This window comes from bacterium (assembly GCA_035528375.1).
Classification (GTDB): Bacteria; RBG-13-66-14; RBG-13-66-14; order RBG-13-66-14; family RBG-13-66-14; genus RBG-13-66-14.
In genome coordinates, this window is record DATKYS010000106.1 from 1 (window position 1) to 21,850 (window position 21,850).

Genomic DNA, 21,850 nt, shown 5'->3' on the forward strand with positions numbered 1-21,850 from the left:
AGGGTGATATAAACTCGACAGGCGTGTCCTTCCTCTTTGCCACATTCCTCCTGTTCTTTTGTGGCAGGGTCATAAACCTTGTGATGCCGTTTGTTAAAGCCTTCTTCCGATTGGCGTGGTCCGGTTAGGAAATGTGATTCCAAAGACAGAGTACCGCTTACGGGTGTGTTTTCCCTCATATCCGAGGAATACACCACGAGGCTCAGAAAGACCCCGCCTGCGGGCGGGGTTTTTTTAGTCAACTCCCTGCCGGAACCTGGCGATTCACACCCGCCCCGCACCAGGCGGGTTTTTTAACGATCGGACGGCGTCCGACACAGGTAGGGCGTGAAAATTGGTCGCCTCACTTCATCCGCGGCGGTATTCCCGCGGCCGCCGAACGGCACCCCCTGACCCGGGTGGTGATAAAAAAAGCGGTTCAACGAACCGCACCGTTAAACCGTACTCCCGAGATCGTGCCTAAGGTGCTCATGCGCCTGGTCTGGAAGGTTCAACGAACCGCCTACCAAGCAGGACCCGCGTTTAATGGAACCAAAACGACCCCTCTCCCCCATTCCTCCGCTCCCCCCACCTCGACCACCCCAACCGCCCCAAACCACTCACCCGGCCGGGTTACACGAGCTCGCGCGCCTCCTCGACCAGCTCGTAAACATCGATCAGGTCGCCGACATGGATATCGTCGAAGCGTTCGAGGCCGATGCCGCACTCGTAGCCCTCGGCGACCTCGCGCACGTCCTCCTTGAAACGCCGGAGGCTCGTAAGTCGGCCCTCGTAAACCAGCCGTCCGTCCCGGACCAGCCGGGCCATGACGTTGCGCTTCACCTTGCCCGAGGTTACGTAGCAACCGGCGATGATGCCGACCTTGGGGATGCGGAACGTCTCCCGTACTTCCGCCTGCCCCAGCCCCTGCTCGCGGATCTCCGGAGCGAGCATGCCGCTCACCGTGGCCTTTATCTCGTCCAGCAGCTCGTAAATTATCCGGAAGAGCTTTACCTGCACGTCCATTTTCTGGGCGAGGTTCACCGCCTTGGAATCGGGCACCACGTTGAAGCCGACGACGATCGCGCCGGTGGCCGCGGCCAACTGCACGTCCGCCTCGGTCACGCCCCCCACGGCGGAGTGGATGACCTCGATCTCCACCTCATCGGAGTTGAATCGGACGAGGGAATCCCGCACGGCTTCCACGGTGCCGTTCACGTCGCCCTTGATGATGAGGGGGAGCTTGTTCGCCTCCTCGACCCCGCCGGGTTTGAGGAAATCGGCCAGGGTCCTTCGCTTGGCGCTCTCGAGCTTCTCCTCTCGGCCGGCGGACTGGCGCAGGGAGGCGATGGCGCGGGCCGTCTTCTCGTCGGAAATGGAGATGAGGGAATCGCCCGCCTCGGGGAGGCCGTCAAAGCCCTGGATCTCGCCGGGTGTGCCGGGCGGTATGGACTCTATCTGCCTGCCCTTGTCGTCGGTCATCAGGCGGACCTTGCCGGCCTGGGTGCCGCAGACGAAGGCCTGGCCGATTTTCAGGGTGCCGTCGGTGATGATGACCGTTCCGATGCCGCCCCGACCGCGATCTATGCGGGTCTCGATCACGACACCCTGGGAGTTGGCGCTGGAGTCCGCCCTGAGCTCCAGCATCTCGCCGTGGAGGGCGAGGCTTTCCAGGAGCTGGTCCACGCCCTGGCCGGTGACTCCGGACACCTCGCAGAAAGTGGTCTGGCCGCCCCATTCCTCGGGGGCTAGGTTGTACTTGGAGAGCTGACGCCGCACCTTTTCCGCGTCGGCCTCGGGCTTGTCCATCTTGGTGATGGCCACGAGTATCTCGACGTCGGCGGCGCGGGCGTGGTTGATGGCCTCGACGGTCTGTGGCATGACGCCGTCTTCGGCGGCGACAACCAGGACGACGATGTCGGTCACCTCGGCGCCCCGGGCCCGCATCGCCGTAAAGGCCTCGTGACCGGGAGTGTCTATGAAGGTGATGGGGCCGTGCTTGGTCGAAACCTGGTAGGCGCCGATGTGCTGGGTGATGCCCCCCGCCTCTCCGGCGGCCACGTCGGTCTGGCGGATGTAGTCCAGAAGGGTGGTCTTGCCGTGATCCACGTGGCCGAGCACGGCGATGATCGGCGGACGCGGCTTCAGTTTGCTCTCATCATCGAAGTCGGCGGGCAGAACAGCCTCGAAGCCCAACTCGTCCACCAGGGTGGCCACGGTGACGACGTCCATCTCCTCGATGGCCCCGTACTCCTCACCCAGCTCGCCGAGTTTCGCCAAAACTTCGTCCACCGGGAGGTGGAGCAGATCGGCCAGCTCGATGGGGGTGATGGGCCTCGAGATATGAACCCTTTTGGCCTCTTCCTTGGGCTTGGACCTCGTTTTGCGGCTGGTGCGGAGCTCGTGGATCATCACCGAGCTCGACTTCCGGCGACGACGGCGACGACGGCGGCGGACGGTCTTGGGCGGCTTCTTCTCCTGGGCGGTTAAACCCAGGTCCTCGGCGGCGACCGGCTTCTCGGGGCGGAAGAGCACCCGCGAACCACCGCGTTTGTCCTCGCCCTCCTCCTCGTGGGTGTCGAAATCGGGTCGCTTGATGTCGCGCCTGGAAGTTACCGGGGAAGTGACGGGCCCCGCCGCTTCCTCCGGGGCCACCTCGACGGGCGTCTCCGCTTCCTCCGCCGGGGCGGCTTTTTTCACCCTGGGCCTGGCTACGCCCTTGAGATGGACCTTGGGAGCGGTGACGATTTCGCCCTCAGCCTCTACACCGACCTCCCGCACCTCCGCGACCTCGCCTCCAGTCTGGACGACCTCCTCCTGGGGGTGGTGACGGACGCGGACCCGGGGTTTGCCGTCGGCGCGCTTCGTCCCCACGGACTCGGCCCGGGCGCGGGCCTTTTCCTCTGGTGTCACCGGTTTCCTCACCCGTCGGGTCTTGGGGAGCGGTTTATCGAAGGAGGCGTCGGCCTTCGCCGCGGCCTTGAACTTCGTGCGCAGCAGCTTCTCCTGCTCGGGGTTGACCGACGACATGTGGCCGGACACCTCGATACCCAGGGAGCGCATCCTGGCTATCAGGAGCTTTGACGGGATGCCGAATTCTTTTGACAGCTCGTGGACCCTCATGACCTTCTAACAACCCTCTCGCACCCCGTGCTTCTTGGCGCACCACAGGATGCGGTCTTCCCGGGAAAACGTCTGGGACGGTGTTCTAGTAGCCCTCTTCCTCCAGGAGCTTCTTGGCGGCCTGGATGAGCTTCTCCGCCGTTTTCGGTCCGATGCCCTTGGCCTGGGACAGGTTCTCCACCGACGCCGCCGCCAAGGCCTCCACGCCGTCGAAACCGGCCGCGAAGAGGTTCATCGCCGTGGACTCACCGACCCCGGGCAGGCAGGTCAGGTCGGCGACGACCTCCTCCTGCTCCTCCTGGGCGGTGAGGGCGGTCTTCTCCTCCTCGTACTGCTCGGGGCTGCGCACGTCTATCCGGACCCCGACCAGTCGCGAGGCGAGCTTGATGTTCCGCCCTCCCTTGCCGATGGCCACCGACAGCTTCTCCTCGGGAACGACGACCAGAACCCGTTCGTTTAGCTCGTCGTATTCGGCCCGCAGGACCTCCACCGGGTTGAAAGAGTGTTTGGCGAACCGGAGCATGTCCCGGTCCCACAGGACGAGGTCCACCCGCTCCTGGTCCAGCTCGCGCACGATGGACTGGATGCGGTAGCCGCGCAGCCCCACGCAGGTGCCCACGGCGTCCACGTTGGAGTCGTTGGAGCGGACGGCAACCTTGGTGCGGAAACCGGCGTCGCGGGCGATGGCGGCTATCGCCACCGTCCCGTCGGCCACTTCGGGAATCTCCTGGGCGAAGAGCTGCTCCACCAGGCCCGGGTGGCGCCGGGAGAGGATGATCTGGGGGCTGCGGTTGGTCTTGCGCACCTCGAGCACGTAGGCCTTGACACGGTCCCCCTTGCGGTACTGTTCGCGGGGGATGCGCTCGGAGTAGGGCATGATGCCGTCGGTGCGCCCCAGGTCTATGACGATGCCGCCGGCGGAGTCGCCCTGGACTATGCCGTTTATCAGGGTCCCCTCGCGGTGCTTGAACTCGTCGAAGATGGTGTCCCGCTCGGCCTCCCGGATGCGCTGCATGACGACCTGCTTGGCGGTCTGGGCGGCGGAGCGGCCGAACTCAGCCGTGTCCACCTCGATGTCCAGCTCGTCGCCGATGACCACATCGTTGCCGGCCAGATACCGCGCGTCCTTCTGCGATATCTCCGTGATGTGGTCCTTGACCCTGCGCACGACCTTCTTGGTCAGCCAGACCAGGACCCGTCCCTCGTCCAGGTCCACCTGGGACGAGATGATGGCGTGCTCGCCGAACCGGCGCCGGCCGGCGGCCATGAGCCCGGCCTCCAGGGCTTCGTAGAGGATGTCCTGCTCGATGCCCTTGTTCCGGGCGATGGCTTCCAGGGCTTGAATGAAGTCGTAGTCCATTCTCGAAGGGGCCTACCGTTTCCTGGCCCTCTTCCCCGACGGCTCGGGAAAGGCAAAGTGCAACCGCAATGAGGCTATATCTTCCCGTTCGATCCGCGAAAAACCTTCCCCCGGAATCTCCAGGGTGACGCTCCCGGGGTCGAAGGCGCTCAGGCGCCCGACGAGCCTCTCTCCGCCGCGCCGGAAGCGCACCTCGACTTCTTTGCCGACGCCCCAGGCCAGTTCCAGCTCGCTCTGGAGCCTTCGGACGATGCCGGGGGAGCCCACGGTCAAGTTAAACTCGCCCAGCTCGGGCATCTCGGCCTCGAGCACGGTCGAGAGGTAGCGGGTCAGGCGGGCGTATTCGCCCACGGTAAGGCCATGCACGCCGTCCGCCGGCGCCCCGTCGCGGTCCACCGCCAGGTCCAGCTTCAGGGACCCCCGGCTGAGCGCGACCGTGCACTCGACCAGAATGAGCCCCTCGAGGACCAGAAGCGGTTGTACCAACCCGACGACGGCGTCGCGTATCTCGACGGCCCGGTTCATCCCGACCACCCGGGTCGAAGCGGGCGACCTTCACGCCGCCTCGCGCATAGTAACACAACCCCAAGGTCAAGTCCAGCGGGGACTAGCCCCGGAGCCTCTCTGTCAAGGTTCTATCGAAAAGCTCGACGTACCTCTCCGCCGAACGGGACCAGGGGTACCGGGAGGCGAAGGCCCGACGGACCAGCCCGTCCCAGGTTTCCCGGTCGGAAAAAGCCGCCAGGGAGCGCTTGGTTGCGTCGAAAAGGGCCGACGGTACGTAGTCCGTGAAAACGAAGCCGTTCTCCCCCTCCCGGATGGTGTCGGCCAGCCCCCCCGTGGCGCGGACCAAAGGCAGGGTCCCGTAAGCCAGAGCGATGAGCTGACCCAATCCACAGGGCTCGTAGCGGCTCGGCATGAGGAAGAGGTCGGACCCGGCGTAGATGCGCTGGGCCAGAGCCGCGTCGTAGGCCAGCCGCACGCCGCACTTTTCCGGATACCGCGCGGCCAGCTCGCCGAAGAGCGCGTGGTACTTCGGGTCGCCCGTCCCCAGGAGGACGAATTGCAACTCCTTGCTGAAGAAATCGTCGGCAACCTTCTCGAAGAGGTCCAGCCCCTTCTGGTCGGCCAGGCGGGAGACCATGCCGAAGAGCGGAACATCCGCCCGTTCGGGCAGGCCGTACTCCCGCTGAAGGTTGGCCTTGCACAGGGCTTTGCCGCCGGGGTTTTTTCCCGAGTAGTTGGCGACGAGGTCGGCGTCCGCGGCGGGATTCCAGATTTCGTAGTCTATCCCGTTTAGGACGCCGAAGAGGTCGGTGGAGCGGGACCGCAGAACCCCCTCCAGCCCGTAGCCGAACTCCGGCGTCTGAATCTCGCGGGCGTAGGTCTCGCTGACGGTGGTCAAGATTTCCGCGAAAACCAGTCCGGCCTTGAGGTAGTTGACCTTGCCGTAGTATTCGAGACCGCCCTCGGCGGTGAACACCCCGTCGCCCAGGCCGATCAAGGGCAGCGCCTCGCCGGGGGGGAAGTTGCCCATGTAGGCCAGGTTGTGGATGGTGAAGAGGGTACCGGAAGAGAACGGGCAGCCGCCCTTCTTTAAAAAGAGGGGGACGAGCGCGGTCTGCCAGTCGTGGCAGTGGATGACGTCGGGGGTGAAACCGACCGCCTCGGCCGCGGCCAGAATCGCCTTGGCGAAGAATGCGAAGCGGGCGGCATTGTCGGGATAATCGGCCCCGTCCTCGCCGTAGAGCCCCGGTCGGTCGAAAAATCGAGGGCAATCCACGAACCAGGCTTCGTAGCCCTGGCTCCTGTCGCGTAATAAATCGAAGGCCACGCGCTCCCCGGCCAGCTCTACGCCCAGGCCGGTCTTCACCGGCTCCAGCTCGTTCTTGACCTTGGCGTAGCGCGGCATGACGAGGCGCGCGTCGTGCCCCAATTTTGCGAACTCCCGGGGCAGGGCGCCGGCCACGTCGGCCAGGCCGCCGGTCTTGGCGTAGGGGACGACCTCGCTGGCGGCGATGAGTATCTTCACTGTCATCACTCCTTATCTTGGCAACCGGGCCCGGATGATGAGGAACATGGGCGCGATCCGCGTGTCGTCTAGCTCGGGATAACGCGCCACGGCTTCGTCGGACGCCTGCGGTTCGCAGACCCGCTCCAGGACGAAACCGGCGTCCGCTAGACCGTTGAAGTAAAAGCTCAACGGGCGGTGGAAATCGGGAATCCTGAATTTGGGAAGTGTCTCCCGGAGCTCCGCCGGCGCGTGGCCGAAAATCCACTCGCAAATTTCGCCATCGAGCTCACGGAAGTAGCCTCCGCAGGCCAGGGCCACCCGCCGGCCCTCGTCGTCTTGAATCCATTTACGGTATGGGGTATCGGTGCAAGGGTGCGTGATGGAGAACTGGAAGAACCCGCCGGGCCTGAGTACCCGCCCGGCCTCGACGAAGGCCCCTTCCTGGTCCGGCATATCCATCAGGCTCATGAAGGCGGTGACGAAATCGAAGGAGTCGTCCGCGAAGGGAAGGCGGCAGCCGTCGGCGACTAGGTAGGTAATCCCCGGCGTCCCTTCCTCGACCATGTCTGCGGCCAGCTTGACGAAGGTCGGAGAAACGTCCAGGGCGGTCATCCGCGCCCCGCGACGGGCCACGAGGCGCGTGTTGGCCCCCTCGCCGCAACCGATATCCAAACCGTTGAGCCCTTTAACGTCGGGAAGTATGCCGAGAAAGGCCGGCGTGTTGAACTGGTCGCGGAAGACGTCGGAGCCCATCCGCGCCAGCCGCGTCCACACCGGCGCGTTGGAGTCCCAGTAACGGCCGACTTCGTTCACGTCCATCGTAATTCCACGAAGCCCCATGCAAGCCGTCAGGCGGGTGGTTCATCCTTTACCACCCGACCGACTACAGCCGCCGGGATTTCGCGCTCCTCAACCCTCTTAGAAAGAATGCGAATAGCATAATAATGAGCTATATGGATTTCACGTATATCACATTTACAATAATCCCGCTCTGCGGCATACTAAATGGTCATCCGGAACTCAAGCCTTCCACGCGGCCTACTATCGCGTAAAACCGAGGGCGGCCCACGGAGGACCGCCCCCGTCAGGGATTTTAAAGTACCCGGCCTACTTGGCCATGCCTATCTTCTGCACCTTCTGCAGGAGCTTGCCCTCGGTCTGAATCGCGGGGGCGATGATTATCTCCGTGTTCTGCATCTCCTTGATGTTGTGCGCCCCCACGTTGCCCATGCTGGTCCGGAGCGCCCCGACCAGGTTCTGGCTCCCGTCGTCCAGCTCGGCGGGGCCGAAGAGTATGCGCTCCAGGGAGGCGTTCTGCCCCACGTGGACCCGCGTGCCGCGCGGGAGGTTGGCGTGGGGTGTGGCCATGCCCCAGTGGTATCCGCGCCCCGGAGCTTCGTGGGCCTTGGCGAAGGGCGAGCCGATCATCACCGCGTCGGCGCCGGCGGCGAAGGCCTTGCAGATGTCGCCACCGACCCGCATCCCGCCGTCGGTGATGACGGGCACGTAGCGGCCGGTCATCTTGTAGAAGCGGTCCCGGGCGTAGGCACAGTCCACGGTGGTGGTTATCTGCGGCACGCCGATGCCCAGGACGCCGCGGGTGGTGCAGGCCGCTCCCGGCCCGACCCCGCAGAAGATGCCGTCCGCGCCGGTCTTCATCAGCGCGTAGGTAACCTCGTAGGTGGTCGTGTTGCCGACCATGACGGGGATGCCCCGCTGGTGCATGTCGGCGATGAATTTTGCGAAGTCCAGCGATTCGTAGCTCTTCGATTCGTGCTCCACGGTGGCCACGGTGGACTGGACGACGAAGACGTCGCATCCGGCCTCGGCGGCGAGGGGTCCGAACTCGGCGGCGCGCTGGGGGATGGCGCTCACCACGGCGGGCGCCCCGCCGGCTTTGATTTCCTCCACCCGCCGGCCGACGAGCTCCTTCTTGATGGGCTCTTCGTAAATCTTCTGGAGCAGGTGGGTGCTCTCGTCGGGTTTCGCGGCGCCGATACGGTCCAGCACCTCGCCGGGGTCCGCGAAGCGGGTCTGGACCCCCTCGAGGTTCAGCACGGCGAATCCGCCCAGCCGGCCGAACTCCACCGCGAACCTCACGTCAACCACGCCGTCCATGGCCGAGGCGACGATGGGGACTCCGAAGCGCTTCCCGGCAACCTCCCAGGAGATGTCCACGTCGTCGGGATTGATGGTCAAACTCCCCGGGACCAGCGCAACGTCGTCGAAGCCGAAGCACTGCCGGGCTTTGCGACCGATACCGATATACTTGCCCATAGGCTCACCCCTCAGTCGGTAAAATCCTGGCTCACCAATACAACAAGGCGGCCTAAAGGCCACCTCACAAGAAACGTCATCCGTTGGGCGATATAGTGAACCACGTCAATCCCTGCATCGAAATCGCTATTCACCTCGTCCGGGAGGGAATTTTCTTATACAACCGGGCGTCCCTACGGTTCATTCACGAGTCCCGTAAAACGCCATCCCCTTGAAAACGCCGAACTTCTTCCCGGTATATAAAAAACGCCCTTACGGGCCACCCTTCCCGTGGAGTGATTCTAACACACCTTGGACCAATCTGCTTACAAAAAATTCTGTAAAAAAACGCCCTCACGGGCCACGCTTCCCGTGGAGAGATAATATCTCGCACAGGGTATTTTTTAGAAACCGGAAAATTCCGCCGACGACGCCCGGTAAAACCTACGGCTTGCCTACGCCGGCGCGCTCTGGTACGATTTGGCGACACAGGAGGCGCCGTGGAGATGGTTCGGCTCGTGATGGCCGGCGTGGGCCGGTGGGGGGGAAACGTCCTCAAGAGCCTGGTCGCCCTCGAGGGCTGCGTGGTGGAAAAAACCTTCGACCCGTCGGAAGAGGGCCGGGCCAGGGCCCGCGAGCTCGCCCCCCAAGCCGTCCACGCCGATTCCTTCGCCGCGCTGCTCACAGGGAGCCCCGACGGCGTCGTCATCGCCGCCCCGGCGGAGCTGCATCACCCCCTCGCCCTCGAGGCCCTGCAGAGAAACCTCAACGTATTCGTGGAAAAGCCGCTGGCTCTGAACGTCGCCCAGGGCGAGGAGCTGGTCCGCCAGGCGGAGGAGAGGGGCGTCGTCCTCTTCGTCGGCCACGTCCTGCGCTACCACCCGGCGATGGACGCGATTCGCCGGGCAATCCACGATGGGAAAATCGGGAAGGTCCTCACCGCGCACACACGGCGCACCAACTTCGGCCGCGTCCGTTCCGCCGAGAACGTCGTCTGGAGCATCGCCCCCCACGACATCGTCAACCTCGCGGAAATTTTCGGGGAGTGGCCCGACCGGGTTTCCTGCTCCGGTCGGGCGGACATCCGTTCACAGATAACCGACTACGCCCTGCTCACCCTTGAATTTCCCTCGGGGCGGCTGGCTCTGGCGCACGTGAGCTGGCTCGACCCGCAGAAGAAGCGGGAGCTCACGGTGGTGGGCGACCGGGGGATGCTCCTGTGGGAGGACGCCGCAGGGCGGCTGGAGTTTTTTCCGAACCGGGCGGAGCCCTCGCCGGACGGCTCGACGGCCCACCACACCGGCCCGGCCGAGAGACTCGAGATAACCGCCGGTGAGCCGCTGGCCCGGGAGCTGGCCCACTTCGTCGCATGCTGCCGGGGGGAGGAGAAACCGCTGTCGGACGGGCGGGAGGGTCTGGCGGTGCTCAGGGTGCTCGCCGCCGCCGACGAGAGCACCCGCCAAGGCGGCGCACCCGTCGAGGTGGAGTGATGGAACGGCACCTGATCGGTCGGTGCGACCTCTAATGCGGTACATTCACACATCTATCACGCCGAGCGGCTGAGAGCCCGGCTCCTCTCCGAGACCGGCGTCGTTGGCCGGCTGAAGCGCATGAATGAGCGTTACGGTCACCCCGCCTGCGGGGCCGAGTTGACCCCTACCGAAAATGACCGCCCCAAGTGCGGAAACGAGGTGAGCCGTTGACGGATAAATTCTACGTCCACCCCACCAGCATCGTTGACCCGGACGTCGAAATCGGCGCGGGCACCAAAATATGGCACTTTTGCCACGTCTGTTCGAGGGCTCGCATCGGGCGGAATTGCAGCCTCGGCCAGAACTGCTACATCGGCGGCGACGTGGTCATCGGTGATCGCTGCAAGCTGCAGAACAACGTCAGCGTCTACACCCGCGTGACCCTCGAGGAGGGCGTCTTCTGCGGCCCGAGCTGCGTCTTTACCAACGATCTTACTCCGCGGTCCCTCTTCCCTAAGGCTGGCTCGGCGGATTGGGTCCCCACCCTCTGTCGGAGAGGCTCCACCATCGGGGCCAACGCCACCGTCATCTGCGGCGTCACCCTGGGCGAGCACTCGATGGTCGGCGCCGGGGCCATGGTCACACGGAACGTGCCGGACTTCGGCCTGGTCATCGGCGTACCGGCGCGGCTCGTCGGGTGGGTGTGCGCCTGCGGCCGGAGGCTCGGTCTGCCGCTGTGCTCGGGGGAAATACTCACCGAGGCCTGCGCCGCCTGCGGCCTCCGCTACGAGCTGACGGAAAGCGGACTTGCCCGCCTGGACGCCATCGCCGACTAACCCCTTGACCATCACATAACTAGGTGGTACTCTTAAAAAGCAGCCTGTCATTTAAATAGGAGTCCCACTTCCCTTGCCGGGGAGGGGAGGTGGCGGTGCAGATGGAGACAAGGGGTTTAAACCCCTTGCCCCGGCGTCCCACTTTCCTGGGCGGGGATGGGAGGTCAGGATGACGAAGCGGGAGATTGCCATAACCGTGGCCAAGAAGCTGAACGTGACCCAGAAGGTCGCGGCTCAGGTTCTCGACGCCCTCATCGAGGAGATGCGTCAGACCCTCTCCCGGGGCGAACGGATCGAGATCCGGGACTTCGGCGTCTTCAGCGTCCGCAAGGCCAAGCAGAAGCTCGCCCGCAACCCGCGCACAAACCAGGAGGTCATCGTCCCCGCCCGCAAGAGGATAAAATTCGTCCCCGGCAAGCGGATGAAGGCGCTGTCCCTGGACCTGTCCGACTGACGGCCGTAAAAACGGCCTACGAGGCGGCGCCGCAACGGGCGGCGTGGGGGAATAAAAAAGAGGCACCACGGGGTGCCATTTTTAGTGCCGTCGGTTGAGGACCGGCTGGGCTTCTCACCCCGCCCCTTCCCAAAACGTAGGGCGGGGATTCCCATCCCCGCCGTTACTACCCCCCTCCCCGACCCTCCCCCCAGAGGGGAGAGGGGGCACTCGGCAAGCGACCCCCCCCCCGTCAGAAGCCGCACCCAGTCCCTAGCACTGAGCGAACCACGAACTGCGAAAGGCCCTCTACCACCGGGTGGCCATGCGCCGGAAGCGGTAGATAGCCAGGGCGGTGATGATGACGGTCAGCCCCAGGAGCACGGTGAGGTCTATGAGGAAGGTGAACTCGTAGTGCCGCAGCATCAGGCCGCGGAAGAGGTCCACGGCGTAGGCGATGGGGTTGGCCCGGGCGACGAGGTAAGCCCAGCGCGGGAGGTTGTCCAGGGGGAACACGGCGCCCGAGGCTAAAAACATCGGCATGATGAGAAAATTCATCACCGAGCTGAAGCCCTCGTAGGTTTTCACCAGGCTGGCGATGATGACCCCCAGACCGGCGAGCATGAACCCCACGATGAAGCTGACCAACAGAATCCAGGCGATGTTGTACCACAAAAGCTGCACGTGGGTGAGGAAGACCAGGAGGATGGCGATGAAGCCCTGGGCGGTGCAGATGGTGGCGCCGCCGAGCACCTTCCCGACGACGATGGAGCTGCGGCTGATGGGCGCGGAGAGCATCTCCTTCAACAGTCCGAAGTCGCGGTCCCAGATGATGGAAATCGCCGAAATCGTCGAGGTGAACAGGATGGTCATCACCACCATGCCGGGGAAGATGTACTCGATGTAGTTCAGGCCGGCCACCTGGGAAAAATTCGGCGAGATGCCGATGCCCAGGATGAAAAGCCAGACGACGGGTCGGGCGACGGAGGCGGCCACCCGCGGGACGTCCCGGAAGTACCGCTTGAACTCCCGGAGCCAGATGGCGCTGACGGCGAACCCCTGAATCATCGGACGTCCCTCCTGGCCGTGGCGGCGTGTGCAGTCCGCCAGGCACCCTGGCCCCGCTCCTCGTCGTCGCGCAGGGTGTGACCGGTGAGGGCGAGGAACACGTCCTCCAGGGTGGGCTCCTCGACCTGAATCTTCTCGACGGCGGCGCCGAAGAGCCGCATGACCTCCGGCAGGAACTCGGCGGGGGAATCCACCACCACGACGACGGAGCCGTCCTCCAGCTTGGCCTCCAGCCCCGTGGTGGACATGATGGTCCGCGCCGCGCCTACCGGGTCCGCGCAGCGCAGACGGACCACGCTCCCCCCGAGGGAGGACTTCAGCTCGGCGGGGGTGCCGCACGCGACCAGCCTGCCCCGGTCAATAATTCCTACCCGGTGGCACCGCTCCGCCTCGTGGAGGTCGTGGGTGGTCAGAAAAACGGTGGTCGAATCCACGCGGGCGCCCTCGAGTAGGTAGTCCCAGATTTTCCGCCGGTTCTGCACGTCGAGGCCGAGGGTGGGCTCGTCCAGGAAGAGGACCCGGGGCCGGTGCAGCAGGGCCCGGGACACCTCCAACCTGCGCCGCATGCCGCCGGAGAGCCGCTCCACCAATTTATCGCCCCATTCGGAAAGTTCCATGAAGGCGAGCATCTCGGCCACACGCGCCTTCCGATCGTCCACACCGTAGATGCGGGCGTGGAAGTCCAGGTTCTCCCGGGCGGTGAGCTTGGTGTCCAGGGAGCTTTCCTGGAACACGATTCCGATCTCGCGCCGTACGCCGGCGGGGTTCTCCAGCACGTCGCACCCGGCGACGCTGGCCGACCCGGACGTGGGTTGCAGCAGCGTCGCCAGAATCGAAAGGGTGGTCGTCTTTCCGGCCCCGTTGGGACCCAGGAAGCCGAAGACCTCCCCCGCCCGCACCACGAAGCTCACGCCGTCCACGGCGACGAGGTCGTCGAAGCGTTTTACCAGACCCGAAACCTCGATGACGTCGGTTACCCTCAAGGTTTCACCCCGCCGATCCCGATCAGCCAGACCAGGGATACGCTACCGAAACGAATAACAACACTGATTATACACATATTATAAGTCATATTATTTTGAATCCAACTAACCGCCGTAAACCCATTCCTCTGCCACTCACCTTGACAACAACTGTACAATTAACTATAATACATATAGAATTAGTAAATGGACGAAATGTAATTTATTCGGGAGGAGGCGACCGTGACCAAGGTGGATCTGATGGTTCTCGGCCTCTTGAGCGAGAAGCCGATGCACGGCTATCAGCTCAAGCGCGTCCTCGATGAGAATCACGCCGACCTGTGGAGCGAGGTTTCCACCGGGCACCTCTACTACACGCTGAAAAAGCTGAAGCAATCGAGATACGTGGACGAGAAGACGACCCGGAACGGAAACCGCCCTCCCCGCCACGTGTATGCCCTCACCGACGATGGGAAGAAGGCCCTCAAGACCGGGCTCGACGAGCTGGACGTCCACACCCAGCGCCTGTTCTTCTCCCTCGACATCGTCATCGCCTTCGCCCGTGCGCTCTTACTGCCTCCCGGTAAGCTGGAGCTTTTGATCGGGAAACGCAAGAGCGCCGTCGAGGAGGAGATGGAAGAAATCAAGGACGCGTGGCGGGACAAGATTGTCTCCGGCAACCTGAGCCTCTCCGAGTACCTCATCTTCGAGCACCGGCAGAGCCTGCTGGCGGCCGAGCTCCGCTGGGCCAAATGGGCGATCAAGACCACGAAGGGGGTTGATCACAAAGCTTTGAACGCAAAGGACTTCGAAGCGGACGGTCCGCACCCGCTCCCCCGATAACCTCCGCTAAAACCTCACGAGCGGTCGAGGTGGGCCCGGAGGAGGCCGAGGCCCAGGGCCACCAGGATACCCACGTCCACGAGGAGACTGACCACCCCCGGATAGAAATCCCGGAGGTTTTTCTTATAGAAGGAGTGCATGGTCAGGTAGAACTGCCGCCTGGTCCACAGGAGGTTCTTCCGGCTGGATTGGCCGTGGAAGTGGACGAACCGGGCCGTGTGGACGTAGGAGACGCGCCAGCCCGCCCGGGCGAATCGCAGGCACCAGTCCAGGTCCTCGGCGTACATGGGAAAACGCTCGTCCAGAAGCCCGACCCGCTCCAGAGCCTCCCGACGGACGACGATGCACGAGCCGGAGAGCGCCTCCACGTCGAAACTCGTTTCCCGGTCGGCGTATGTGTAGTTGTAACGCCCGAAGCGACGGCTCTTCGGGCACAGGCGGTCCAGCCCGCAGAAGTGGTAGAGCGCCGTCAGGGGGGTCGGGATGCTTCGAGTGAACTGCGGCTGCGGCCTGCCTCCGGGATCGAGGCCGTTCCCGCCGGCCACCCCGCAGTCGGGGTTCGCCTCCATGAAGCCCACCAACTCGGCCAGAGCGCCTTCCTGAACCACCATGTCCGGGTTGAGGAGCATCCGGTAGCGCCCGGAGGTCCGGCGGAGCCCCTGGTTGACCGCCCGGGCGAAGCCCCGGTTGTCCGGGTTGGCGATGACCGAGACGCCGGGGTATTTCCTCCGCAGCATCTCCACCGAGCCGTCCCCCGAGCCGTTGTCCACTACGACGACCTCGGGGTCGGCCACCCCTCCGCTCTCGAAGATGGAATCGAGACACCCCGCCAGGAACTCCCGGCTCCGGTAGCTCACCACGACCACGCTGAGTACCGGCGGTCCCATCAGTGGTAAAAACCCAGAACGGTCTCGATGACGTAGTCCTGGTCCGCCTCGGCGAGTTGGGGGTACATGGGCAGGGCGATGACGCGAGAGCAGGCGGCCTCGGCCTCGGGGAAATCGCCCTCGCCGTAGCCCAGCCCGGAGAAGCAGGGTTGGAGGTGGAGCGGTTCGGGGTAATACACGGCGTTTCCCACGCCGTTCTTGCCCAAATACGCCGCCAGCTCGTCCCGCCGAGGCACGGAGACGACGAAGTAGTTGTACGAGTGCCGGTGGTCGGGCGGCGGACAGGGCAGCTCCGCGACCTCGGCCAGGGGGGCGTAGCGCTCCGCGATGAGGCGACGCCGCCGGATATCCTCCTCGATCCGCCGCAGCTTCACCCGCAGCATCGCGGCCTGCAGGGGATCCAGACGTGAATTGTAGCCGACGACGTGGTGGCGGTACTTCGGCCTGGCCCCGTGGGCACGCAGGATGCGCACCCGGTCGGCCAACTCGGCATCGTCGGTGACCACCGCCCCGCCGTCCCCCGCGGCGCCCAGATTTTTCGCGGGGAAGAAGCTGAAGGCGGCCACGTCTGCCAGCGAGCCGGCCTTCCGCCCGCGCAGTTCCGAGCCGAAGCTCTGGGCCGCATCCTCGATGATCCGGACGTCGGGGCGTCCGACGGCCTCCCGCAGTGCGTCGTAGTCCAGTGGATCGCCGTAGAGGTCCACCCCGATGACCGCCCGCACCTCGGGGTCGGCGGCGGCCTCTCCCGTCCGCCCGACGTCCAGGTTGAAGCTGACCGGGTCAATGTCCACGAAAACCGGCCGGTGACCGAGCCGGACGATGCAGGACACCGTGGCGAAGAAGGTGAACGGTGTCGTGACCACCTTGGAAGCCGGGGGCAGGTCGAGCGCCTGCAGGGTCAGGAGCAGGGCGTCGGAGCCCGAGGCCACGCCCACGGCGTGCTCAACCCCCACGTATGCGGCCAGCTCCGCCTCGAAGGCGGCCACCTCGGGCCCCAGGATGTAGCGTCCCGAACGCAGCGCCCCGAGCGCCGCGTCCTCGAGGGCAGCGGCGTTCTCCCGGTGGGCGGCGGCCAAATCGGCCAGCGGCACGTTCGACCGTTCCTCCAAGCAAGCCCCCTGTCGGTCGTCAGCGGTTGATGAGGCGGAAGGAGAGACCCTCCAGCTCGACGGCCAGGTCCACATTACGCAGCACGATGTGCGGTGAGACGTCCAGTTTGGCCGGGGCGAAATTCAAGAGAGCCCGCACCCCGGCCTCCACCAACATGTCGGCCACCTGCTGGGCGCTGTGCACGGGAACGGTTATGACGGCGACCTCCACATTCTCCGAAACGACGATTGTGCGGAGGTTGCGGATGTCACTGACCTCGAGACCGTTGACCCGCGTGCCTATTTTCGCCGGATCGTTGTCCAGGATGGCGACGAAGTGGAAGCTCTGTTTCTCAAAACCCGAGTAGCCCACCAGCGCCGCCCCGAGCCGTCCGGCTCCCACCACCACCACCCGCCACACCCGGTCCCCCACGCCGAGGATGTTCGCCAGCCGCTTGCGCAGAAAGCTCACCGGATACCCCCGCCCGGGGATGCCGAAGCGGTCGAAAAAGCTCAGGTCCTTGCGGACCTGGGCCCCGTTCGTGCCCACGCCCTCCCCCAGTCTCTCGCTGGAGACGTAGTCCTCGCCCTGGATCTCCAGCTCACCCAGGTAGCGGGCGTAAAGCGAGAGGCGGTGGACGGTGGCCTGGGGAACCCGTTTCTTCATAGGGCGGAAATGTTACGCAGGCGGTGGATGATGGGGGGGAGCTTTTCCAGCGTGTAGTCTATCTCCTCCTGGGTGGTGTAACGGGAGAGGGAGAAGCGGATGGACCCCTGGGCGTGGGCGTGGTCGTAGCCCAACGCCAGGATGACGTGGCTGGGCTCCAGGGAGCCCGAGGAGCAGGCCGATCCGGTGGAGACGGCGATTCCCTCGAAGTCCAGGCTCATCACGATGGACTCGCCCTCCAGGCGGTGGAAGAGCACGTTGGAGGTGTTCGGCAGCCGCTCCGCCTCCCGGGCGAGGATGGTGACCTCGGGGATGTCGCCAATCCCCTCCTCCAGTTTTTCGCGGAGGCGGAGGATTTTCTCCCGGTGGTAATCCTCCTCGGACGCGAGCTGGACGGCCTTCCCGAAGCCGACGATGCCCGGCACGTTCTCCGTGGACGCCCGGCGCCTTTTCTCGTGGTGGCCGCCGTGGATGAGGTTGAACGGCGCCTTCGACCCCCGGCGCAGATAGGCCAGGCCGACACCCTTGGGGCCGTGGAGCTTGTGGGCCGACGCGGAGAGGTAATCCACCGGAAGCTCGCGCAGATTTATCGGGAGCTTACCCACCGCCTGCACGGCGTCGGTGTGAAAGGGGACGCCTGCCTCGCGGCAGACGGCGCCCAGGGCGGCCAGGTCCTGGACCGTCCCTATCTCGTTGTTGCCGTGCATGATGCTGACCAGGATGGTGTCTTTGCGGAGCGCCCCCCGGAGGTCGTCGGGGCTGACCACCCCTTGACCGTCCACGGGCAGCTCGGTGAGCTCGAAGCCGTTTTGCGCCAGAAAGCGTGCCGTGCGCAGAATCGCCGGGTGCTCGACGGCGCTCGCAATCAGATGTCCCCCGCCGGCGCGGGCCGCCACCCCCTTGAGGAAGTAGTTGTCCGACTCGGAGCCGGAGCCGGTGAAGACGATTTCGTCGGCCGTGACCCCCAGAAAATCGGCCACCTGCTGCCGGGCCGAGCCCATCCCCTTCGCCGACAGCTGGCCGAACTGGTGGAAGCTCGAGGCGTTCCCGTAGATTTCCGTGAAGTAGGGGAGCATCGCCTCCACGACCTCGGGCGCGGTCCGGGTGGTGGCGTTGTTGTCCAGATAGACCTGCATGGCTGTCCTCGGCTTCCTGGGAGAAATTTCTACGTTGAACCGGGTCGCCCCGATCAAACCGTGCGGCGGCTATTTTATTTTAAAAAGGGGTGAAAGGGAACCTTGACGCGGGGCTCGGCGTCGGAACCGTTAGCTCACGGGTAGTAGGTGACCTCGGTGACCTCCCAGGGATCGCCGCCCACGTCGTCGGGTTGGAAGGTGTGCCGGTAGGGGCTTTGGGACAATTCGGCGCCGCGGACGTAAACGTGGACCTTGCAATTCACCGGGGAGTCGAGCCCGTTGCCGTCCGCGTACTCGACCAAAACCCGGTAGGTCGCCCGCCTGGTTTCGGTGGCGGTGATGTACTCGGGCCCGTACCCGTAGGAGTCGGGGACGTCCAGAATCATCCCGCCGATGTTGGGGTCGTCCTCGGAACAGTCGTTGCCCAGGTCGTCCGCCAGGTGGAGGTTGAGGTTGGCCAGGTCCGACCCGGGCCACTCCACCGAGCACATGACCGGGTCGTGCCCCGCGCTCCATTCACCGGAGAGGCTCACGACGGGCGAGTACTCCAGGACCGTCCCCCCCGGAAAGGCGCGGACGTAAATTTCAACGGTGTTCCAACTGTTGAAGAGCCGGACCCGCCGGAAGAACTCCCAACGCGCCGTACCCGCGCCCTCGTCGTCGAGGACCTGCTGCATCTCCGGCTCCGAGAGAACGTAGGACTCGCTCTTGTTGCGCACTATCTCCACGTACCCGTCCCAGGTGTCCGGACTGTTCAGGGGGTCGGTGTCGGTCACCGTGCCGTGGACGATGATCACCCGGTCCTCGTAGGGGATGGTGGAGCCGTCGGGGTAGAGCTGGCCCGAGGCGAACCCGGTTATCTCGATGTCGGCCATCGGGTTGGGCAGCGGCTCGGCGGGCTCGCAGCCGGTCAGGAGGACCGCCGCCGCGGAAATCGAGAGAACCGACAGGCGTCCCATCTATCCCTCCCCCAGCTCGGGGAAGCGTTTTCGGAAAATTCCGGCCAGCCGGGCGCTGCGCAGGTGCTCGGCGGTGATGACGGCCTCCACCTCGTCCACCGCCCGGCGCAGGTCGTCGTTCACCACGGTGTAGTCGTAGTCCGGGGCGCGGCGGAGCTCGTCCAGGGCGTTCGCCATCCTCCTCTCGACGAGCGCCGGTTCCTCGGAGCGGCGTTGAACCAACCGTTCCCGCAGCGTCGCCAGATTCGGGGGGACGATGAAAATCAGCAGAGCCTCGTCCCCGTAAATGCGGCGGATGGAGTCGCCCCCCTGGACGTCCACGTCGAGAACCACGTCCCTCCCGTCCCCCAGCGCCTTTTCCAGTGGTTCGCGCGGAGTGCCGTACCAGTAGCCGTGCACCCGGGCGGTCTCGATGAAATCCCCGGCATCCCGCCGCCGCATGAACTCAGCCTCGTCGAGGAAGTGGTATTGGACGCCGTCCGCCTCGTTGGCCCGCCGGGGGCGCGTGGTGGCCGAGACGGAGTAGAAGAACTCGGGGTGCCTTTTCGCCAACTCCACGTAGATGCTCGTCTTGCCGCCGCCGGAGGGCGATGAGATGACGATGGGGATGCCGCGGTGGTTTTCCATCGAATCCTTCAGGCGATGTTCGCCGCCTGCTCCCGAATCCGGTCCAGGGTGACCTTTGCCTCCAGCACGAGAGGTGTGATGTCGGTTCCGACGGCCTTGCTGCCGCAGGTGTTGAGCTCGCGGAGCACCTCCTGGCAGAGGAAATCCAGCCGCCGTCCCTGGGATTCAGGGGAATCCAGGGCCGAACGGAACGCCGCGAGGTGCCCCTCCAACCGGTCCAGTTCCTCGGTCACGTCGGCCCTGACGGCCAGGTAGGCCACCTCCTGTTCCAGCCGCTCGCGGTCCAGGACGTTTCCGGCCAGCTCGGACACCCTCTCCCCAATCGTCACGCGGAGCCTTTCCGGAACCGCGGCGGCGAGGGACCGCAGGGATTTCAGACCCCCGGAGAGGTCGTCGAGCATCGCGCCGATTTTTTCGGAAAGTTCCCGCCCCTCCCGGCGGCGGGAATCCGCCAGACCGCATAGGGCTTCCCCGGCCGCCGCGTCCAGCGCCCGCTCCAGGCGCCCCGCGTCGAGGCGTCCCTCGGACTCGGCCACCACGCCGGGCAGGCGCAGCAGCTCGTAGGCCGTCAGGTCCCGGGATACCTCGGGGGGCAGGGAGGCGGCCGCTTCGATGTACCCACGCGCCAGATCGAGGTTCACCTTCGGTACGGCCCCGGCGTCGGCGAAGCCGGAAAATTCGAGACAGGTGAGGGTGACGCTGCCCCGACCGACGTTCTCCTTGACCAGATTTACGAGCCGCTGCTCAAAGGCGGACAAAGACGACGGCAGGCGGAGCTTGACCGAGAGGTGCTTGCCGTTGACGCTCCTGGCCTCGAGCACCAGAAGATCGTCACCCTCCGACCAGCGCCCCTCGGCGTAGCCGGTCATGCTCTGTGCGCCCACTACTCCAACTCCGTCTCGTGGCTGTAACCCAAGAGCGACGCCGTCCGCCACCACTCGTCGGCCATTCGCGTGTCCCCGGCCCGGTAGTAGGCGAAACCGAGGTCGTAGGCGTACTTGCCGTTCCTCGGGGCCAGGTCCGCCGAGGTCTGCAACTCGCGTATGGCATCCTCGAATCGTCCGTTGTAAATGTAGGTCCGGCCGAGGAGATTGTGGTACTCGGCAATACCCTCGCCGAGGCTTCGCGCCCGCTCCAGGAGGTCCAGCGCCTCGGTGTACTCCCCCCGGCTCAACAGAATGACGGCCAGTCCGCGGTAGGCGTCGTAGAACCGGCTGTCCTTCACCAGGAGCTTGTCGTAAGACTTCTCGGCCAGGGTGTAGGACCCCTTCTCCTCCAGCGTCCAGGCCAGCTCCAGGTGCAGTCTCCACTCGCGCTCATCGGCCATCCCGGCCCGGCGGTAGATGCGTATGGCCTTGCCGCCCTCGCCCAGGGCGTCGAGGATGTCCCCATAGTACTTGAGCGCCCAGTAATCGTCGGGTTCCTCGCGCAGGACGGTGAGTATCTCCTTCAGCGCGCGCGGCGTGTCACCGGACTGGAGGTAAGCCCGGGCCAGTTCCCGGCGCGCCGCCAGAAAACCCCGGTTGAGCTTGATCGCCTCGATGAGGTAATCGGCCTGCTGCGCCGGGTTGGCCACGGTGCTGACGGCCCGGCAGTACCACCGGTAGGCGACGGCGTCGTCGGTGATCAAGTTCTCCGCCTCTTTCGACTCCTCTTCCGTCAGGGGTTCGCCGATGGCCAGGCGGACCTCCTTGTAAATCTCCACCTCGATGGCGAAGAGATCCACGCCCGTGAAGCGGATGTTGAAGAGCTCCCGGTCGGCCGGGTAGGTCAGGCAGGCGACCTCCACCGAGTAGCGCACGTCGCCCAACGGGTTCTCAGGCTGTTCTATCAGGTAGGAACCCCGGAGGTAGTAGTCCGGCTTGAGGTACACCAGAATTCTGTCCAGATCCCCCTCGCTGAAGTTTCGCTGGCGCCCCATCTGGAGCACCTGAAGCGCCTGGTGCATGGTGCGCCATTCGAGGCCCACGGCGGAGTTCGACTCGTTCAGCCGCCAGGCCAGAGACTCGGTCAGCCCCATGAGGTACCAGGCGTCCTGGGGCAGCCCCTCGTTCTCCAGGGGCAGCGCGACCACGCGCGGGGCACCGAGCACCGCGCAGGTCATCATCGAGACGAGGAGCAGGGGAATTTTCCGCATAGA

20 protein-coding genes are annotated in these 21,850 nt (G+C 65.0%); 4 read left to right on the forward strand and 16 right to left on the reverse strand.

Annotated elements, in window-relative coordinates; translation table 11 throughout:
* Positions 1-612: 612 nt before the first annotated feature.
* The 6 genes from infB to VM054_08500 form a co-directional block, all read right to left on the reverse strand.
* Positions 613-3,102, reverse strand: coding sequence for a translation initiation factor IF-2 (gene infB, locus VM054_08475; GenBank protein ID HUT99097.1), 2,490 nt, complete (start codon positions 3,100-3,102; stop codon positions 613-615).
* Positions 3,103-3,187: 85 nt separating this feature from the next.
* Positions 3,188-4,462, reverse strand: coding sequence for a transcription termination factor NusA (gene nusA / locus VM054_08480; GenBank protein ID HUT99098.1), 1,275 nt, complete (start codon positions 4,460-4,462; stop codon positions 3,188-3,190).
* A gap of 12 nt (positions 4,463-4,474) precedes the next feature.
* Positions 4,475-4,987 carry a hypothetical protein gene (locus VM054_08485; GenBank protein ID HUT99099.1) on the reverse strand — a complete coding sequence of 171 codons (513 nt, stop codon included), beginning with the start codon at positions 4,985-4,987 and terminating at the stop codon, positions 4,475-4,477.
* Between the two features lie 82 nt (positions 4,988-5,069).
* The gene (glgA, locus tag VM054_08490; GenBank protein ID HUT99100.1) at positions 5,070-6,494 is read right to left on the reverse strand and encodes a glycogen synthase GlgA; all 1,425 of its coding nucleotides are present in this window, start codon (positions 6,492-6,494) and stop codon (positions 5,070-5,072) included.
* Positions 6,495-6,506: 12 nt separating this feature from the next.
* Positions 6,507-7,295, reverse strand: coding sequence for a class I SAM-dependent methyltransferase (locus VM054_08495; GenBank protein ID HUT99101.1), 789 nt, complete (start codon positions 7,293-7,295; stop codon positions 6,507-6,509).
* 288 nt (positions 7,296-7,583) lie between these two features.
* On the reverse strand, positions 7,584-8,753 hold the full coding sequence (locus tag VM054_08500; protein ID HUT99102.1) for a GuaB3 family IMP dehydrogenase-related protein: 1,170 nt from the start codon (positions 8,751-8,753) through the stop codon (positions 7,584-7,586).
* Between the two features lie 485 nt (positions 8,754-9,238).
* On the opposite strand from VM054_08500, the gene VM054_08505 reads away from it, so the two are divergent.
* From VM054_08505 to VM054_08515, 3 genes are all read left to right on the forward strand, one after another.
* Positions 9,239-10,222 (forward strand): Gfo/Idh/MocA family oxidoreductase, encoded by a 984-nt coding sequence (locus VM054_08505; GenBank protein HUT99103.1) that lies wholly within the window; start codon positions 9,239-9,241, stop codon positions 10,220-10,222.
* A 209-nt stretch (positions 10,223-10,431) separates the two neighbouring features.
* Positions 10,432-11,040 carry an acyltransferase gene (locus VM054_08510; protein HUT99104.1) on the forward strand — a complete coding sequence of 203 codons (609 nt, stop codon included), beginning with the start codon at positions 10,432-10,434 and terminating at the stop codon, positions 11,038-11,040.
* Between the two features lie 169 nt (positions 11,041-11,209).
* Positions 11,210-11,494: an HU family DNA-binding protein gene (locus tag VM054_08515; protein ID HUT99105.1), complete on the forward strand. Its 285-nt coding sequence runs from the start codon at positions 11,210-11,212 to the stop codon at positions 11,492-11,494.
* Positions 11,495-11,782: 288 nt separating this feature from the next.
* On the opposite strand, the gene VM054_08520 is transcribed toward VM054_08515, so the two are convergent.
* On the reverse strand, positions 11,783-12,541 hold the full coding sequence (locus VM054_08520; GenBank protein HUT99106.1) for an ABC transporter permease: 759 nt from the start codon (positions 12,539-12,541) through the stop codon (positions 11,783-11,785).
* Positions 12,538-13,524, reverse strand: a complete 987-nt coding sequence (locus VM054_08525) for an ATP-binding cassette domain-containing protein (protein HUT99107.1) — start codon at positions 13,522-13,524, stop codon at positions 12,538-12,540. Before VM054_08525 ends, VM054_08520 begins: the two co-directional genes overlap by 4 nt.
* A 222-nt stretch (positions 13,525-13,746) precedes the next feature.
* Between VM054_08525 and VM054_08530 the strand changes: the two genes are divergently transcribed.
* Positions 13,747-14,346 carry a PadR family transcriptional regulator gene (locus VM054_08530; GenBank protein ID HUT99108.1) on the forward strand — a complete coding sequence of 200 codons (600 nt, stop codon included), beginning with the start codon at positions 13,747-13,749 and terminating at the stop codon, positions 14,344-14,346.
* 14 nt (positions 14,347-14,360) lie between these two features.
* Here VM054_08530 and VM054_08535 read toward each other — a convergent pair whose 3' ends face one another.
* The 8 genes from VM054_08535 to VM054_08570 all read right to left on the reverse strand — a co-directional run bounded on the left by VM054_08535 (position 14,361) and on the right by VM054_08570 (position 21,847).
* Positions 14,361-15,233 carry a glycosyltransferase family 2 protein gene (locus VM054_08535; GenBank protein ID HUT99109.1) on the reverse strand — a complete coding sequence of 291 codons (873 nt, stop codon included), beginning with the start codon at positions 15,231-15,233 and terminating at the stop codon, positions 14,361-14,363.
* Positions 15,233-16,342: a DegT/DnrJ/EryC1/StrS family aminotransferase gene (locus tag VM054_08540; protein ID HUT99110.1), complete on the reverse strand. Its 1,110-nt coding sequence runs from the start codon at positions 16,340-16,342 to the stop codon at positions 15,233-15,235. The genes VM054_08535 and VM054_08540 overlap by 1 nt, the downstream gene beginning before the upstream one ends.
* Positions 16,343-16,361: 19 nt before the next feature.
* A complete protein-coding gene (locus VM054_08545) occupies positions 16,362-16,988 on the reverse strand; it encodes a redox-sensing transcriptional repressor Rex (GenBank protein ID HUT99111.1) in 627 nt (208 codons plus the stop codon).
* On the reverse strand, positions 16,985-18,124 hold the full coding sequence (locus tag VM054_08550; protein HUT99112.1) for an aminotransferase class V-fold PLP-dependent enzyme: 1,140 nt from the start codon (positions 18,122-18,124) through the stop codon (positions 16,985-16,987). Before VM054_08550 ends, VM054_08545 begins: the two co-directional genes overlap by 4 nt.
* Positions 18,125-18,258: 134 nt before the next feature.
* Positions 18,259-19,083 carry a hypothetical protein gene (locus VM054_08555; protein ID HUT99113.1) on the reverse strand — a complete coding sequence of 275 codons (825 nt, stop codon included), beginning with the start codon at positions 19,081-19,083 and terminating at the stop codon, positions 18,259-18,261.
* Complete coding sequence (gmk, locus tag VM054_08560; protein ID HUT99114.1) at positions 19,084-19,710, reverse strand: guanylate kinase; 627 nt, start codon at positions 19,708-19,710, stop codon at positions 19,084-19,086.
* 8 nt (positions 19,711-19,718) lie between these two features.
* Positions 19,719-20,594, reverse strand: coding sequence for a YicC/YloC family endoribonuclease (locus VM054_08565; protein ID HUT99115.1), 876 nt, complete (start codon positions 20,592-20,594; stop codon positions 19,719-19,721).
* Positions 20,594-21,847 (reverse strand): tetratricopeptide repeat protein, encoded by a 1,254-nt coding sequence (locus VM054_08570; GenBank protein ID HUT99116.1) that lies wholly within the window; start codon positions 21,845-21,847, stop codon positions 20,594-20,596. The genes VM054_08565 and VM054_08570 overlap by 1 nt, the downstream gene beginning before the upstream one ends.
* Between the last annotated feature and the right edge of the window lie 3 nt (positions 21,848-21,850).